We start from the raw sequence: 15,643 nt of genomic DNA, 5'->3' as shown, positions 1-15,643 counted from the left end.
CCCTGCTCGAGCGAAGCCGAGAGCTTGGGGGAGGGTGGGCGCAGTTGGCACCCCGCTACGCCGGGTCGCGCAACGCCCCCGCCCCAACGCCGAGTGCGTCAGGAACAGCGCTGGCGGATGTATCCGTCGCTGCCGGTGTTCACGTAGGCGTCCGAGACGTACTGGCCGCTCGCGATGTTGTCCCAGATGTTCGTCGTGCCGTACGGGCCCGTGACCTGGGTGCCGGGTGTCTGGCAGTGGATCTGCACTCGGGAGCCCTCGGGCAGGGACTTGACGATCGGGTAGCCGGTGCCGGGGCCGCTGCGGACGTTGAGGCGGACGCCCGGGGCGACCGAGAAGTACGTGGCGGCCGCGGCCAGCGTGGTGACCAGCGGTGTGGTGCGCTCGGCCTTTTCGACAGGCTCGACTGACATGACAAAACCTCCCCCGTTGAACCCCATGGCTGCCATGGGGTCCCGTTGATTCCCCGGAGTCACGCGATCAAACACCTGTGCGCGACTCGCCCGCGGAGGCTAGCAAGCCGCCTCTGTCTCGTACGAGTCATCGACTAGGCTCCGTGCGTCGCGCGCGCGGACGAAAAGGCACGGGGGTGGTCGGTCCCAATGGCGCCACAGCGAAACGCCGGAACGGGCCCGGAAGCGGAACTTCCCGAATACGCCGGTCACTACCGGCTGGAGTCGTGTCTGGGCTCGGGCGGCATGGGTGTCGTGCATCTGGCCCGGAGCACCTCCGGGATGAAGGTCGCCGTGAAGGTCGTGCACCCGGAGTTCGCCAAGGACCCTGAGTTCAGGGGGCGTTTCCGGCAGGAGGTGGCGGCGGCTCGGCGGGTCAGCGGGGCCTTTACGGCGCCTGTCGTCGATGCCGACCCCGAGGCAGGACGGCCCTGGATGGCCACCCTGTTCATTCCGGGTCCGACGCTCGCCCAGGAGGTGAAGCGGAACGGGCCGCTGAATCCGGCGCAGTTGCGCCGGCTGATGGCGGGGCTCGCGGAGGCGCTGCGGGACATCCATCGGGTCGGGGTCGTGCACCGGGATCTGAAGCCGAGCAACGTCCTGCTCGCCGAGGACGGGCCGAAGGTGATCGACTTCGGTATATCCCGGCCGACGGACAGTGAGCTGCGGACCGAGACCGGGAAGCTGATCGGTACGCCGCCGTTCATGGCGCCCGAGCAGTTCCGGCGGCCGAGGGAAGTGGGGCCCGCCGCGGACGTCTTCGCTCTCGGGTCTGTGATGGTGCATGCCGCTACCGGGCGGGGGCCGTTCGACTCCGACAGTCCGTATGTCGTCGCCTACCAGGTCGTGCATGACGAGCCCGAACTGACGGGCGTGCCGGAAGGGCTGGCGCCGCTCGTGCTGCGGTGTCTCGCCAAGGAGCCCGAGGACCGGCCCTCGCCCGACGAGTTGATGCGGGAACTGCGGTCGGTGGCGGCCTCCTACGACACGCAGGCGTTCATCCCGGCGCAGCGGGTTGAAGAGGTGCCGGTCGTGGATGCTGATGTGCCGTCGGCGGTGGTCGAGGCCGCCCCGGTCGCGGGGTGGCGGGCCCGGCTGCGGATCGGCAAGCGGGGTGCGCTCGGGGCCGGTGCCCTCGGGCTGGTCGTCGTCGGTGCGCTCGCGTCGGTGCCGTTGCTGGGCGGCGATCCCGCTCCGGCGCCTGAAGTGACCGCGCCGCGGACCACTGCTGCCGCCTTCACGGCATGGACGGCGACGCCGGTGTCCAAGGGGGGCACCCCGCAGTGCTCCTACGCGGCCGAGAAGTTGCTCTGTGCGCAGACCGGGCTGGTCTTCGCGCTGGATCCGGCGGACGGGCGTCTGCTGTGGAAGCACCGGCTGGACGGGGTTCCCGCCGAGGGGCCGCCGAGTGGGGTCCCGGTCGTGTCGGGTGGTCTGGTGCTGGCCGGGCTCGGCCATGGGTCGCGGTTGACCGCGCTCGATCCGGACTCGGGGGATGTCGCGCGGCGGCAGGCCATGTCCATGTCCGGCGGGGTGCAGGCCGTGGGCGGGGCGGTGCTGCTCACCGCGGGCGATGGCACGGTCACCGGCGTGGACAGCGCCTCCGGGGACGTGAAGTGGAGTCACCGGATCCCTGGGCAGGCCGTGCCGTACTTCGTGTCGTTCCCGGGCGATCCACTGGCGTACACGGCGACCGTGTCCGATGACGGGTCGAGTACGAAGGTCACCGCGGTGGACCCGGGCAGGGGCGAGGTGCGGTGGGACGCGCGGCTGGAGGGGGACGTGCGGCCCGTCGGGACCGTGGACGGATCTGTCGCGTTCGTGGCCGTCGACGCCCTGCGCGGTGAGGCGCGGGCCGTGGTCCGGTACAGCCCGGACAGTCGTACGACCGTGCGCGTGCCGTTGCCCATTCCGCTGCAGAGTGTCCAGGGCAGTGTGCGCGGGGACGTCGTCCACCTGATGGCGGACGGTGGGGCGCTGGTCGCCGTCGACCTGAAGGCGCGGAAGCAGCTCTGGAGTCTGCAGACGGGCATCGTGCGGGGGTCCACGCCGGTCGCGGACGATCGGCATGTGTACGTGACCGCTCCGGACGGGCGGCTGCTGGCCGCCGATGCCCGGCGCGGCAAGCTCGTCGGGCAGACCTCACCGCGGCTGAGCGACCAGTCGGACCGGGTTCCGGCCACGCTTCCCGAGCCGGTGCTCGTGGACGACCATGTCTACACCGGTGCGCCGGACGGCGCCGTCTTCGCCGTGGACGGGCGTGATCCGTCCGCCTGGTAGCGGACGGGGGTAGGGGCCGCGCCTGGGGCGGCCCCTACGAGATGCTCAGCCCAGCTTCGAGACGTCCCGCACCGCGCCCTTGTCGGCGCTGGTCGCCATCGCGGCGTAGGCGCGCAGGGCGGCGGAGACCTTGCGGTCGCGGTTCTTCGGGGCGTACACGCCGTTCAGCGCCTGCTCGCGGCGGGCCAGTTCGGCGTCGTCGACGAGCAGTTCGATGGAGCGGCCCGGGATGTCGATGCGGATGCGGTCGCCGTCCTCGACGAGGGCGATGGTGCCGCCGCCGGCCGCCTCGGGCGAGGCGTGCCCGATGGAGAGGCCGGACGTGCCGCCGGAGAAGCGGCCGTCGGTGATGAGGGCGCAGGCCTTGCCGAGGCCGCGGCCCTTCAGGTACGAGGTCGGGTAGAGCATCTCCTGCATGCCGGGGCCGCCCTTGGGGCCCTCGTAGCGGATGACGACGACGTCGCCCTCCTTGATCTGCTTCAGCAGGATCTTCTCGACGGCCTCCTCCTGCGACTCGCAGACGACCGCCGGGCCCTCGAAGGTCCAGATGGACTCGTCGACTCCGGCCGTCTTCACCACGCAGCCGTCGACGGCGAGGTTGCCCTTGAGGACGGCGAGGCCGCCGTCCTTGGAGTACGCGTGCTCGACGGAGCGGATGCAGCCGCCCTCGGCGTCCTCGTCGAGGGACGCCCAGCGCTCGGACTGGGAGAAGGCCTCGGCGGAGCGGACGCAGCCGGGGGCCGCGTGCCACAGCTCGACCGCCTCGGCGGAGGGGGAGCCGCCGCGCACGTCCCAGGTCTTCAGCCAGTCGGCCAGGGACGGACTGTGGACGGAGTGCACGTCCTCGTTGAGCAGGCCGCCGCGGTGCAGTTCGCCGAGGAGGGCGGGGATGCCGCCGGCGCGGTGCACGTCCTCCATGTAGTACGTGCGGTTCTTCGCGACGTTCGGGGCGACCTTGGCCAGGCACGGGACCCGGCGGGAGACCGCGTCGATCTCCTCCAGGCCGAAGGGGACGCCTGCCTCCTGGGCCGCGGCCAGCAGGTGCAGGATCGTGTTGGTGGAGCCGCCCATCGCGATGTCGAGGGCCATCGCGTTCTCGAAGGCCGCGAAGGTGGCCACGTTGCGCGGGAGGACCGTCTCGTCGTCCTCCTCGTAGTAGCGGCGGGTGATGTTCATGACCGTGTTGGCCGCGTCGACGTAGAGCTGCTTGCGCGCGGTGTGCGTGGCCAGGACCGAGCCGTTGCCGGGGAGGGAGAGGCCGATGGCCTCGGTGAGGCAGTTCATCGAGTTGGCGGTGAACATGCCGGAACAGCTGCCGCAGGTCGGGCAGGCGTTCTCCTCGATGCGGAGGATGTCCTCGTCGGAGATCTTGTCGTTGACGGCGTCGGAGATCGCGTCGACCAGGTCGAGGGTGCGGACCGTGCCGTCGACCAGGGTGGCGCGGCCGGACTCCATCGGGCCGCCGGAGACGAAGACCGTGGGGATGTTGAGGCGGAGAGCCGCGTTCAGCATGCCCGGGGTGATCTTGTCGCAGTTGGAGATGCAGATCAGGGCGTCGGCGCAGTGGGCCTCGACCATGTACTCGACCGAGTCGGCGATCAGGTCTCGGGAGGGGAGGCTGTACAGCATGCCGCCGTGGCCCATCGCGATGCCGTCGTCCACCGCGATGGTGTTGAACTCGCGCGGGATGCCGCCGGCCTCGACGATCGCCTCGCTGACGATCCGGCCGACCGGCTGGAGGTGGGTGTGGCCCGGGACGAACTCGGTGAAGCTGTTGGCGACCGCGATGATCGGCTTGCGGCCGATGTCCGCACCCGGTACACCGGAGGCGCGCATAAGGGCGCGGGCGCCCGCCATGTTGCGACCGTGGGTGACTGTGCGGGACCTCAGCTCGGGCATCGTCGCTCGCTCCTTCAGAGACGGCGTCAGAGATTTCGGAGACTTCTGACTGCTAACGAGCGTACGCCCGTCATCCAGTGGGCGGGACGGTGCGTCCGGAATGCGGGACGAGTGTCTCGTGTGCGGGGGCTCAGGGCCCGGTCAGGTGCCCCTGTACGACCGGTGCCAGCCGCGCGACGATCTGCTCCGGGTCCGCCGAGGCCAGGGGCTCGACCTTGATGACGTACCGCAGCATGGCGGTGCCCACGAGCTGGGCTGCGGCCAGCTCGGCCCGCAGCTCGGCGTCCGGCAGGTCCAGTCGTACGGCGATGCGGCGCAGCACCTGGGTGGCGATGATCCTGCGGAAGACGGCGGCCGCGGTCTCGTTGGTGACGGCCGAGCGGACGATGGCGAGCAGGGGCGCGCGGGTCGCCGGGTTCTCCCAGATGCCGAAGAAGAAACGGACCAGGCGCTCTCCCACGCCGTCGAGCGGGCCCTCCTCGATGGCCTTCGGCGCCTCGATGGCGGGTGCGAAGGACTGGGTGATCGCCGCCTCGAAGACCTGTTCCTTCGTGCCGAAGTAGTGGTGCACGAGTGCGGAGTCGACGCCGGCCGCCTTGGCGATGCCGCGCACGGACGTCTTCTCGTAGCCGCGTTCGGAGAACTCCTCGCGGGGCGGCGGTGAGGGATGCTGTCCGGGTGTCGGCCGACTCGGCGCGGCGGGGGGCGGGCCCGGCCGCGGGCGGCGGTGCCCGTGCCGCGGCGCCGCCCGAGCCGGTGCCCGGCCCGGTCGTGGGATTGACCGGGGGGTGGTCGTTCATCGCCTCGGCACCTTCGCCGCCGAGGCCAGGTGGAGGCGGGTGAAGGCCAGCGCCTCCGCCAGGTCGGCCTCGCGCTCCGCGCTCGACATGGCGCGGCGGGTGTTGACCTCGATGACGACGTGCCCGTCGAAACCGGTGAGGGCGAGCCGTTCCAGGACCTCGGCGCAGGGCTGGGTGCCGCGGCCGGGCACCAGGTGCTCGTCCTTGGCCGAGCCCCTGCCGTCGGCGAGGTGGACATGGCCGAGGCGGTCTCCCATGCGGTCGACCATGTCCAGCGCGTCGGTGCGGGCCGTGGCGGTGTGGCTGAGATCGATCGTGAAGTGACGGTAGTCGTCCTTCGTCACGTCCCAGTCGGGGGCGTACGCGAGCATCTCGCGGTCGCGGTAGCGCCAGGGGTACATGTTCTCCACCGCGAACCGCACGTCCGTCTCGTTCGCCATGCGCCAGACGCCGGCGACGAAGTCCCTGGCGTACTGGCGCTGCCAGCGGAACGGAGGGTGGACCACGACCGTGCTCGCGTCGAGCTTCTCGGCCGCCGCGCGGGCCCGCTGGAGCTTGGTCCACGGGTCGGTGGACCAGACGCGCTGCGTGATGAGCAGGCAGGGGGCGTGCACGGCCAGGATCGGGATCTGGTGGTAGTCGCTGAGTCTGCGCAGGGCCTCGATGTCCTGGCTCACGGGGTCGGTCCAGACCATGACCTCGACTCCGTCGTAGCCGAGGCGCGCGGCGATCTCGAAGGCCGTGGCCGTCGACTCCGGGTAGACCGAGGCCGTCGAGAGTGCGACCTTCGCGTCCGGGATCTTCACGGCTGGCTCTGCCATGCAGGACAGATTACGGGGTGTGGTGGGGAGGGCGTGGGGGGCCTCTTCGCCGTTGTGGTGATTGCCACGTGGTGGGTGCGGCATTCGTCGCGGCTTGTCACGTCCCCGTGCCGGGGCCGCGCAGCGGTACGGCCCCGCGCCTGTGAGACGGTCACTACGCGGACCCCATGTGATCCAGCCGGCGCAGGATCACGCCCTCCCGCAGCGCCCACGGGCATATCTCGACGCGCTCGACGCCGAAGAGGTCCATCGCGGCCTCGGCCACCAGGGCGCCCGCCAGGAGCTGGTTCGCCCTGCCCTCCGAGACGCCCGGCAGCTCGGCCCGCTCGGCCTCCGTCATGCCGGCCAGCTTCGGGACCCAGCCCTCCAGGGACTCCCGCTTGAGCTCGCGCTGGACGTAGACGCCCTCCGCGGAGCGGGCCGCGCCGGCGATGCGGGCCAGCTGCTTGAAGGTCTTGGACGTGGCCACGACGTGGTCGGGGGTGCCGAGGCGGCTGAACTCGCCGACCGTGCGGGCGATCTCGGTCCGGACGTGGCGGCGCAGGGCCCGGACGTCGTCCGCGGTGGGCGGGTCGCCGGGGAGCCAGCCGGCGGTGAGGCGGCCGGCGCCCAGGGGCAGGGAGGCGGCCGCGTCGGGCTCCTCGTCGATGCCGTAGGCGATCTCCAAAGAGAAAAACGCCGATGTCCAGGACCAGCAGCTTTCCGGCCGACCAGCCGAACCAGCGGCGTGCGGCGAGGAAGGTGAGCCGGGCCTCCTCCTCGCCGGTGAGGACCTGGAGCTCGACGCCGGTCTCGGAGCGCACGCGCTCGAGGACGTCGTCGGCGTTGCGGGCCTCGCGTACGGCGGAGGTGGCGAACGGCAGCAGGTCCTCGACGCCCTTGTCCTCGGCGGCCTGGAGTGCCTCCTGGACGACCGAGATCAGCCGGTCGACGCCGTGGGGGCCGATCGCGCCGTCGTCGAGGAGCTGGGCGAGGCGCAGTTCCGCCTTGTGCGAGTGTGCGGGCAACGGGCACGCGCCGGGATGCGCGTCCACCACGAGCAGATGCACCGTGTTCGATCCCACGTCGAGGACACCGAGTCTCATGTACGGAACGCTACTGCCAGCAGGGGCGTCCGCCGTCCTCGGTGTGGGCACAGGGCCCGTACCCTGGACTCGTGCCAAAGACGAAAAAGGCGAAACGCGACAAATCATCGGGTGCAGCGGCGCCCGACGAGAAGGGCCTCGACTTCGCCCGTGCGTGGGTGGAGTTTCCTGATCCGGCGGACGACGAGCAGGTCTTCCGCTGCGATCTGACATGGCTGACCTCTCGCTGGAACTGCATCTTCGGCAGCGGCTGCCAGGGCATCCAGGCCGGCCGCGCGGACGACGGGTGCTGCACGTTGGGTGCCCACTTCTCCGACGAGGACGACGAGAAGCGGGTCGCCGGGCATGTGGCGAGGCTCACGCCGGACCTCTGGCAGAACCATGCCGAGGGCACCAGGAACGGCTGGGTCTCCGAGGACGAGGACGGTGACCGGCAGACGCGGCCCTTCGAGGGCTCGTGCATCTTCCAGAACCGGCCGGGGCTTCCCGGGCGGCGCCGGGTGCTCGCTGCACATCCTCGCCCTGAAGGAGGGCCGCGAGCCGCTGGGAGACCAAGCCGGACGTGTGCTGGCAGCTGCCGGTGCGGCGGACGTACGAGTGGATCGACCGGCCCGACGACACGCGGGTGCTCCAGGTGTCGATCGGTGAGTACGACCGGCGGGGCTGGGGGGCCGGGGCGGTCACGACCCTGCACTGGTGGTGCACCTCGGCGACGTCGGCGCACGGGCGCGGGGCGAGCCGGTGTACGGTCTCCTACCGGCCGGAGCTGATCGAGCTGATGGGGAAAGGCCGGCTTACGACCGGCTGATCGAGCTGTGCGAGGAGCGGCTGGCCTCGCAGCTGCCGTTGCTTGCGCCGCATCCGGCGGATCCGGTCTAGAGCGAACGCTACGACGTCGACGGGCTCGGGTCCTCGCCCTCCGGGGGCGGGGGCGCCGAGTCCGCCGGGTCGGTCGGGCTGTCCGGGTCGTCGGGGCCCGGGTCCGTGGCCGTGGGGTCCGGGTCGGGTGAGGCGGGCGGGGTGGTCGGATCCGGGTCCGGGGCGGAGGTCGTGGGCGTGGGGTCGGGCTGGGACGGGTGCGGGTCGCTCGGGACAGTGGGGCGGGGGTCCGGGCGGGGGCCGGGGTCGGAGGGGCTCGGCGCGGTGCCGTAGCCGTCGATCCGGACGACCGCGCCGACGGGGTGAGACCGCCACCTGCGCGTGCCAGGGGCCCGAGGGCTCACGCAGATGATCGACGTACACCTTGATCGTCAACGACTCTCCGGGCCGGAGGGTTCCCGAGGACTGGCTGAGGTAGAGCCAGTCGGCTCCGGTGGCGGCGGACCAGGCGGACCGGGGCGGAGCCCGTGGCGGTGAGGGTGACGAGGGTGGTGTCGCCGCTGTGGCCGGCGGCGACCTCCAGGCGGGCCGTGCCCTTGCCGGCCCGCGCCACTGAGATGACCTCCACGGAGACATCGGCCTTGCCGTCCTTGTCGAAGCGCGGGCCGGGTCTGGTGCTCGCGTTGCCGGTGTTCTCGTAGCCGCCGCCCGCGATCTCGCCGTCCAGGCCGAGCGGGTCGTCCACCTCGAGCGCGGAGGCGGAGCGGCCGTCCTGGCCCTCGCCGACGGGGGTGCCCCGGTAGGCGGCCCACAGGGCGAGCACGGGGGCGGCCACGACGGTGGCGACGACGGTCGTGGTGACGGCACGCGCGCGCAGCCGGTCCCGGCGGGCGGCGCGGTCCTTGGGGTCCATCGGGAAGCCGCGCCGGTCGAAGCGGGGTGCGGCGCCACGCGTGCGTGGCGGGTGGGCCATGGCGACGTGCAGGTCCGCGCGGGGCGCCGTCAGGACGGGCAGCGCGGCGGGCGTGACGCTGGTGCCGGGCCAGCGGCCGGGGATGGCGCGCTCGGCGGTGCGGCGGCAGCGCGGGCAGTCGTCGACGTGCCGGACGAGTTCGCGGCGCAGGGCCGTGCCGAGCACGAGCCGCTCGTCGCCGACGAGGTGGCCGACGCTCGGACACGCACCGGTCTCGACCACGGCGAGGGCCGCGCGCGTGCGTTCCACCTCGCAGGCGGCGGAGGCGAGCAGGTCGCGGGCGGCGGCCAGGTCCATGCCGAGGACGGCGGCGACCTCGTGGGCGGCGAGGTGGTGGCGCACGGCCAGTTCGAGCGCCTCGCGCTGCTCCGGTGTGGTGCCGGCGGCCTCCGGCCAGGCCAGCAGGGCCAGTTCGCTCCGCCGCTGCTCCTGGACCTCCTCGGAGACGGCCGGGGCGGGCGGGCGGGCCGCGTGCCGCGAACGGCCCGCCGCGTGGCTGCTCGTACGTTTCTGCTTGGCCTCGGCCAGCTTGCGCAGACACGCCCAGCGGGCCAGCGCGTACAGCCAGGCCCTGCGGTCGGCGGGGGCGGCGGGGACGTGCCGGCCGCGGCGTTCGGCGAGCGCGAGGACGTCGCCCAGGGCGGTGGTCGCGGCGTCGTGGTCGCAGAGCACGGACAGGCAGTAGGTGAACAGGCCGTCCAGGTAGGGCTCGTAGCGCGTCGGCGGCCGCTGCACCAGTGTGCGTGCCGCCCCGCGGTCACGCGCTTCCCGGTGCGCCCGGTGCGCGCCGGCCGTGCGGGTCGAGATCTCCGGAGTACCGCTCATCATTCGGCGACCGTAGGGCGCCGGGAGTGTCACCTTCTGGCGGCTTGAGCACATTTAATCCGTACGGGTGAAACGATCCCTCAATAGGGGACAGGAATCATATGTTCCGCCGCTGGCGCAGGGTGGCGCGTCCTGGCGCACAGACGCCCGTCCCGGTCGGTCCCCGCGTTGTCAGTGCCGGCGGCTACGGTTTCGTCCATGGCTGCCCGTACGAAGACCACCAAGGACCGTCCGTCCTACCGCTGCACGGAGTGCGGCTGGCAGACGGCGAAGTGGCTCGGCCGCTGCCCCGAGTGCCAGGCCTGGGGGACGGTCGAGGAGTACGGCGCGCCCGCGGTGCGTACGACGACGCCGGGCCGGGTCACCACCTCCGCCCTGCCCATCGGCCAGGTGGACGGCCGCCGGGCGACGGCCCGCTCCACCGGGGTGCCCGAGCTGGACCGGGTGCTCGGCGGGGGACTCGTCCCGGGCGCCGTGGTGCTGGTCGCGGGCGAGCCGGGCGTCGGCAAGTCGACGCTCCTGCTGGACGTGGCGGCCAAGTCAGCGAGCGACGAGCACCGCACGCTGTACGTCACGGGTGAGGAGTCGGCGAGCCAGGTCCGGCTGCGCGCCGACCGCATCGGCGCCATCGACGACCACCTGTATCTGGCGGCCGAGACGGATCTGGCGGCGGTGCTGGGCCACTTGGACGCGGTGAAGCCGTCCCTGTTGATCATGGACTCGGTGCAGACGGTCGCCTCGCCGGAGATCGACGGCGCGCCCGGCGGCATGGCCCAGGTGCGCGAGGTCGCCGGAGCCCTGATCCGGGCCTCCAAGGAACGCGGCATGTCCACGCTGCTCGTGGGCCATGTCACCAAGGACGGCGCGATCGCGGGCCCGCGCCTGCTGGAGCACCTGGTGGACGTCGTCCTGAGCTTCGAGGGCGACCGGCACGCCCGCCTCCGGCTCGTCCGGGGCGTCAAGAACCGCTACGGCACCACCGACGAGGTCGGCTGCTTCGAGCTGCACGACGAGGGCATCACGGGTCTCGCCGACCCGAGCGGGCTCTTCCTGACCCGCCGGGCCGAACCGGTCCCGGGCACCTGCCTGACCGTCACCCTGGAGGGCCGCCGCCCCCTGGTCGCCGAGGTCCAGGCCCTCACGGTCGACTCGCAGATCCCCTCCCCGCGCCGCACCACCTCGGGTCTGGAGACCTCCCGGGTCTCGATGATGCTCGCGGTGCTGGAACAGCGAGGGCGGATCAGCGCCTTGGGCAAAAGGGACATCTACTCCGCGACGGTCGGCGGGGTGAAGCTCACCGAGCCTGCCGCGGACCTGGCCGTCGCCCTCGCCCTGGCGAGCGCGGCCAGTGACACACCTCTCCCGAAGAACCTCGTCGCGATCGGCGAGGTGGGCCTCGCGGGCGAGGTGAGACGGGTCACCGGAGTGCAGCGCAGGCTGGCAGAAGCCCACCGTCTGGGCTTCACCCACGCGCTCGTCCCGGGCGACCCCGGCAAGATCCCACCGGGCATGAAGGTCCTGGAAGTCGCGGACATAGGGGACGCCCTGCGGGTCCTTCCGCGCTCCCGTCGCAGAGAGGCCCCACGGGACGAGGAGGGTCGCCGGTAGACTTTGCCCTGGTCTCGCCCGTCCGTGCGAACCGAGGGTGCGAGACGGGGGCGTCCCAGAACCTGCGACCGGAGGAGTGCAGTGGCAGCCAACGACCGGGCAGGAGCTCCCGGAAAGTCCGGTGGGAGTGCCGGCACCGATGGCCTGATGCGCGCCTCGCTGAGCGCCGTGGCGCCCGGCACCGCCCTGCGTGACGGCCTGGAGCGCGTGCTCCGCGGCAACACCGGCGGGCTCATCGTGCTCGGCTCCGACAAGACGGTCGAGGCGCTGTGCAGCGGCGGTTTCGTGCTGGACGTCGAGTTCACGGCGACCCGTCTGCGTGAGCTGTGCAAGCTGGACGGCGGCATCGTGCTGTCCTCGGACCTGTCGAAGATCCTGCGCGCGGGCGTGCAGCTGGTCCCCGACCCGACGATCCCCACGGAGGAGACGGGTACCCGGCACCGCACGGCCGACCGCGTCAGCAAGCAGGTCGGTTTCCCTGTGGTCTCCGTCTCCCAGTCGATGCGGCTGATCGCCCTGTACGTCGACGGCCAGCGCCGCGTCCTGGAGGACTCGGCGGCGATCCTGTCCCGCGCCAACCAGGCCCTGGCGACCCTGGAGCGCTACAAGCTCCGCCTCGACGAGGTCGCGGGCACGCTGTCGGCGCTGGAGATCGAGGACCTGGTGACCGTCCGGGACGTCTCGGCGGTCGCCCAGCGCCTGGAGATGGTGCGCCGCATCGCCACGGAGATCGCCGAGTACGTGGTGGAGCTGGGCACGGACGGCCGTCTGCTGGCCCTGCAGCTCGACGAGCTGATCGCGGGTGTGGAGCCCGAGCGCGAGCTCGTCGTCCGGGACTACGTCCCCGAGCCCACCGCCAAGCGGTCCCGCACGGTCGACGAGGCGCTGGCCGAGCTCGACGCGCTCACCCACGCCGAGCTCCTCGAACTTCCCACGGTGGCCCGCGCGTTGGGCTACACCGGTTCGCCCGAGACGCTGGACTCGGCGGTGTCCCCGCGCGGCTTCCGCCTGCTCGCGAAGGTGCCCCGGCTGCCCGGCGCGATCATCGACCGCCTGGTCGAGCACTTCGGCGGACTGCAGAAGCTGCTCGCCGCGAGCGTCGACGACCTCCAGACCGTGGACGGCGTCGGCGAGGCCCGGGCCCGGAGTGTGCGGGAGGGTCTCTCGCGACTCGCGGAGTCGTCGATCCTGGAGCGGTACGTCTAGCCTTCAGCGCCCGCTGACGCGTATGGGGGGTGTTCCCGAGCGGGAACACCCCCCATACGCGTTGAGACACGCATTGAGACTGAGGGACCAGCCGGTCAGTCGTCCTTCAGTACGAACGACGTCTGGACCTTCGCAAAACCCGGCGCCTTGGCTTCCACCAGGTACGTGCCCGCCCCGGCCGAGCCGGACGGGGGCGTGGCGCACTCGGGGGCGCTCGGCTTGCGGTCCCACTTCAGCATGTAGGTGATGCCGCTGCCCGCGGGGACCCGGTACAGCTGGTGTGCGGCGGCCTTCGGGCAGTCCTTGGACGACCAGTAGTCGTCGTCGGTGCTGGCCTGGGTGATGGTGAACACCGCGTTCTTCGGGCCGAGATCGATCTTGCAGTCGCTGCCGGAGATGTTCCGCGCGGTCAGCAGGAACGTGGGCGTCTTCTCGGGGCCGTAGGTGTTGTCCCGGCTGCGCAGGCTGAACTTGACCACGCTCGCGGTGCAGTTGGGCAGGGTGGAACCGGCCGGCAGCGTGTCGCCCGCGCCGACGCCGCCCACCGTGGTACCGCCGCCGGAGCCACCGGCGCCGCCCGACCCGCCGGTTCCGGAACCGGCCCCGGATCCGTCGCCCGAGCCGCCGCCTGATCCGCCGACCGCGCCGTCGCCCGACCCGTCACCGGAACCACCACCGGAACCGCCACCGGATCCGCTCCCCGACCCGGAGGACGAACCACCGGAGCCCTCGTCGCCCGACTCCTCGCGACCGCCGGGCGCTTGGCTGACGGCCGGGCCCGAACTCGACGGTCCGGGAGTGATGGAAGGTGCGGGATTCTTGCCGTTGGCTCCGTTGTCGCCGTCCTTGCCGCCTCCGCCGCCCATGGTCACGATCCAGGTGGTCAGCAGCCCCAACAGGGCGACCACGGACACCAGTACGACCCTCCGACGCCAGTAGATGGAGGAGGGAAGCGGCCCGACCGGATTGCGCAGAGATCCCACGGCGCAAACCTTACGAGAGATCGGCGCGTTCGCCGGTCCCACCCGCCGCTCCGGCCACAACTTTTCCGGATCATCATGCCGGAAACCGCCGCCCCGCCCCTGCCTTTCGTCAGGTACGGGACGCCATGATCGCTGCGTGTGACGGGATCGACCCAGTGCTTACGATCCGTGACCGGACTGCTGGCGTTTGTCGTACTGTTCGCCGCCGCCCGGCGACGCGCCCGCCGCGGCAGCCTCCACACGTTCGCGATCGCAGCCCTTGCACCTCTGGCCAGGGCTGTGGGGTGCGGATGCGGCGGAGGGGTGAGAACAGCGTTGGCCGGGAAGCCCGTTGGCGATGGGCGGCAGCCGTTCGGCGCCCCGCGGTGCTGTGCGGCCGACCCGTGCCCGGTGGGCTTCCGCCGCCTCGGCGGGTCCGACTCGGCGGCGGGCGCGACGAGTTGGCCGGCGCAGGCCGCGCGCGGCACACGCAGGCCGGCCACGCTGCCGAAGCCCGTCGGCCAAACCGTCGGCGAAGCCCGTCGGCGAAGCCACGCTCGCCGGATCACTGCTCTTCGGATCACTGCTCTTCGGATCACTGCTCGTCCTCCGGCCTTCCCAGGCGCGCGGGCGGCCCGGAGTCGCCCCGGGCCGGCCGGCTCCGGCTCCGCCGAACCGCCAGCGGCCGACAGGTCAGGGGAAGACTCAGCCGAACGGCAGCAGGGACCGGGGCTCAGAAGCCGGATCGGGGCGCGCCCGTGGGGACGCGCACCGCAACCCGCCCGCACGTACCCGGTGGCCCCGGTCCGACGTGGCACCATCGAGGTGCCATGACTGCTCCCACGAAACCCCCGCACCCGACCTCCTCCCCCACCGACCCGACCTCCGGGCCGCCCCTCGGAGAGAACCTGCACTCCCCCGTCATCGACTGGTTCGGCGAGAACGCCCGTGACCTGCCGTGGCGGCGTCCCGAGGCCGGGGCGTGGGGTGTGATGGTCAGCGAGTTCATGCTCCAGCAGACGCCGGTGAACCGCGTCCTGCCCGTCTACGAGCAGTGGCTGACCCGCTGGCCGCGCCCCGCCGACCTGGCCAAGGAGGCGCCGGGCGAGGCCGTGCGCGCCTGGGGCCGGCTCGGATACCCGCGCCGTGCCCTGCGGCTGCACGGCGCCGCCGTCGCGATAACGGAACGGCACGGCGGTGACGTACCGGCCGACCACGCCCAGTTGCTGGCGCTGCCCGGCATCGGTGAGTACACAGCCGCCGCCGTCGCCTCCTTCGCGTACGGCCAGCGGCACGCGGTGCTGGACACCAACGTGCGCCGGGTCTTCGCCCGGGCGGTCACCGGCGTGCAGTACCCGCCGAACGCCACCACCGCCGCGGAGCGCAAGCTGGCCCGCGCGCTGCTGCCAAAGGACGAGTCGACCGCCGCCCGGTGGGCCGCCGCCTCGATGGAGCTGGGCGCGCTGGTGTGCACGGCGAAGAGCGAGTCGTGCCACCGCTGCCCGATCGCCGCGCAGTGCGCCTGGCGACTGGCGGGCAAGCCGGAGCACGACGGGCCGCCGCGCCGTGGCCAGACCTACGCGGGTACCGACCGGCAGGTGCGCGGGCGGCTGCTCGCCGTGCTGCGGGAGGCCCACGGTCCGGTTCCGCAGTCGGCGCTGGACCGCGTGTGGCACGAGCCGGTGCAGCGGGCCCGCGCCCTGGACGGCCTCGTCGCCGACGGACTGGTGGAGCCGCTCGCGGGCGGGCTGTACCGGCTGCCGCTGACCTGACGTACAGACAGATCACAGGCACGGGTCGTCCGTAACGAGGATCCATAATGGACAAATCGCCTTAAACTATTACCAACACCCCCACCGCTCTACCCCGTTCCGGCTTCCGTTACACAACCGACGGACAGCCGAGTGCTAGCC

General features: G+C 72.2%; 8 protein-coding genes and 4 pseudogenes. 5 read left to right on the top strand and 7 right to left on the bottom strand.

The annotated features are described in order from the left end of the window. Nucleotides 1–98 precede the first annotated feature (98 nt). Nucleotides 99–413, bottom strand: a complete 315-nt coding sequence (locus SSQG_RS21985; protein WP_003992039.1) for an SH3 domain-containing protein — start codon at nt 411–413, stop codon at nt 99–101. 189 nt (nt 414–602) lie between these two features. On the opposite strand from SSQG_RS21985, the gene SSQG_RS21980 reads away from it, so the two are divergent. Then, on the top strand, nt 603–2,732 hold the full coding sequence (locus SSQG_RS21980) for a protein kinase domain-containing protein (protein ID WP_039933374.1): 2,130 nt from the start codon (nt 603–605) through the stop codon (nt 2,730–2,732). A gap of 45 nt (nt 2,733–2,777) precedes the next feature. Here SSQG_RS21980 and ilvD read toward each other — a convergent pair whose 3' ends face one another. The 4 genes and pseudogenes from ilvD to SSQG_RS21960 form a co-directional block, all read right to left on the bottom strand. Then, complete coding sequence (gene ilvD, locus SSQG_RS21975) at nt 2,778–4,631, bottom strand: dihydroxy-acid dehydratase (protein ID WP_003992037.1); 1,854 nt, start codon at nt 4,629–4,631, stop codon at nt 2,778–2,780. 130 nt (nt 4,632–4,761) lie between these two features. Next, a pseudogene (locus SSQG_RS21970) lies at nt 4,762–5,431 on the bottom strand (TetR family transcriptional regulator). Next, nucleotides 5,428–6,252: a sugar phosphate isomerase/epimerase family protein gene (locus tag SSQG_RS21965; RefSeq protein WP_003992035.1), complete on the bottom strand. Its 825-nt coding sequence runs from the start codon at nt 6,250–6,252 to the stop codon at nt 5,428–5,430. Before SSQG_RS21965 ends, SSQG_RS21970 begins: the two are co-directional and overlap by 4 nt. Nucleotides 6,253–6,406: 154 nt before the next feature. Continuing rightward, a pseudogene (locus SSQG_RS21960) lies at nt 6,407–7,337 on the bottom strand (Ppx/GppA family phosphatase). A 71-nt stretch (nt 7,338–7,408) separates the two neighbouring features. Between SSQG_RS21960 and SSQG_RS21955 the strand changes: the two are divergent. Next, a pseudogene (locus SSQG_RS21955) lies at nt 7,409–8,216 on the top strand (hypothetical protein). An 8-nt stretch (nt 8,217–8,224) separates the two neighbouring features. Here SSQG_RS21955 and SSQG_RS21950 read toward each other — a convergent pair. Beyond that, nucleotides 8,225–9,957: pseudogene (locus tag SSQG_RS21950) on the bottom strand (BACON domain-containing protein). 195 nt (nt 9,958–10,152) lie between these two features. On the opposite strand from SSQG_RS21950, the gene radA reads away from it, so the two are divergent. Together radA and disA are read left to right on the top strand one after the other, a co-directional pair. Continuing rightward, a complete protein-coding gene (radA, locus tag SSQG_RS21945) occupies nt 10,153–11,562 on the top strand; it encodes a DNA repair protein RadA (protein WP_003992030.1) in 1,410 nt (469 codons plus the stop codon). Between the two features lie 81 nt (nt 11,563–11,643). After that, on the top strand, nt 11,644–12,768 hold the full coding sequence (disA, locus tag SSQG_RS21940; protein WP_003992029.1) for a DNA integrity scanning diadenylate cyclase DisA: 1,125 nt from the start codon (nt 11,644–11,646) through the stop codon (nt 12,766–12,768). A 95-nt stretch (nt 12,769–12,863) separates the two neighbouring features. Here disA and SSQG_RS21935 read toward each other — a convergent pair whose 3' ends face one another. Next, nucleotides 12,864–13,751 (bottom strand): hypothetical protein, encoded by an 888-nt coding sequence (locus SSQG_RS21935; RefSeq protein WP_078506890.1) that lies wholly within the window; start codon nt 13,749–13,751, stop codon nt 12,864–12,866. A gap of 809 nt (nt 13,752–14,560) precedes the next feature. On the opposite strand from SSQG_RS21935, the gene SSQG_RS21930 reads away from it, so the two are divergent. Continuing rightward, the gene (locus SSQG_RS21930; protein WP_003992027.1) at nt 14,561–15,502 is read left to right on the top strand and encodes an A/G-specific adenine glycosylase; all 942 of its coding nucleotides are present in this window, start codon (nt 14,561–14,563) and stop codon (nt 15,500–15,502) included. Nucleotides 15,503–15,643: the final 141 nt, after the last annotated feature.

It is taken from the genome of Streptomyces viridochromogenes DSM 40736, from assembly GCF_000158955.1.
Taxonomy (GTDB): Bacteria; Actinomycetota; Actinomycetes; order Streptomycetales; family Streptomycetaceae; genus Streptomyces; species Streptomyces venetus.
Note: the sequence above shows the minus strand (reverse complement) of the source record. Positions and strands in the feature narration are given on the sequence as shown.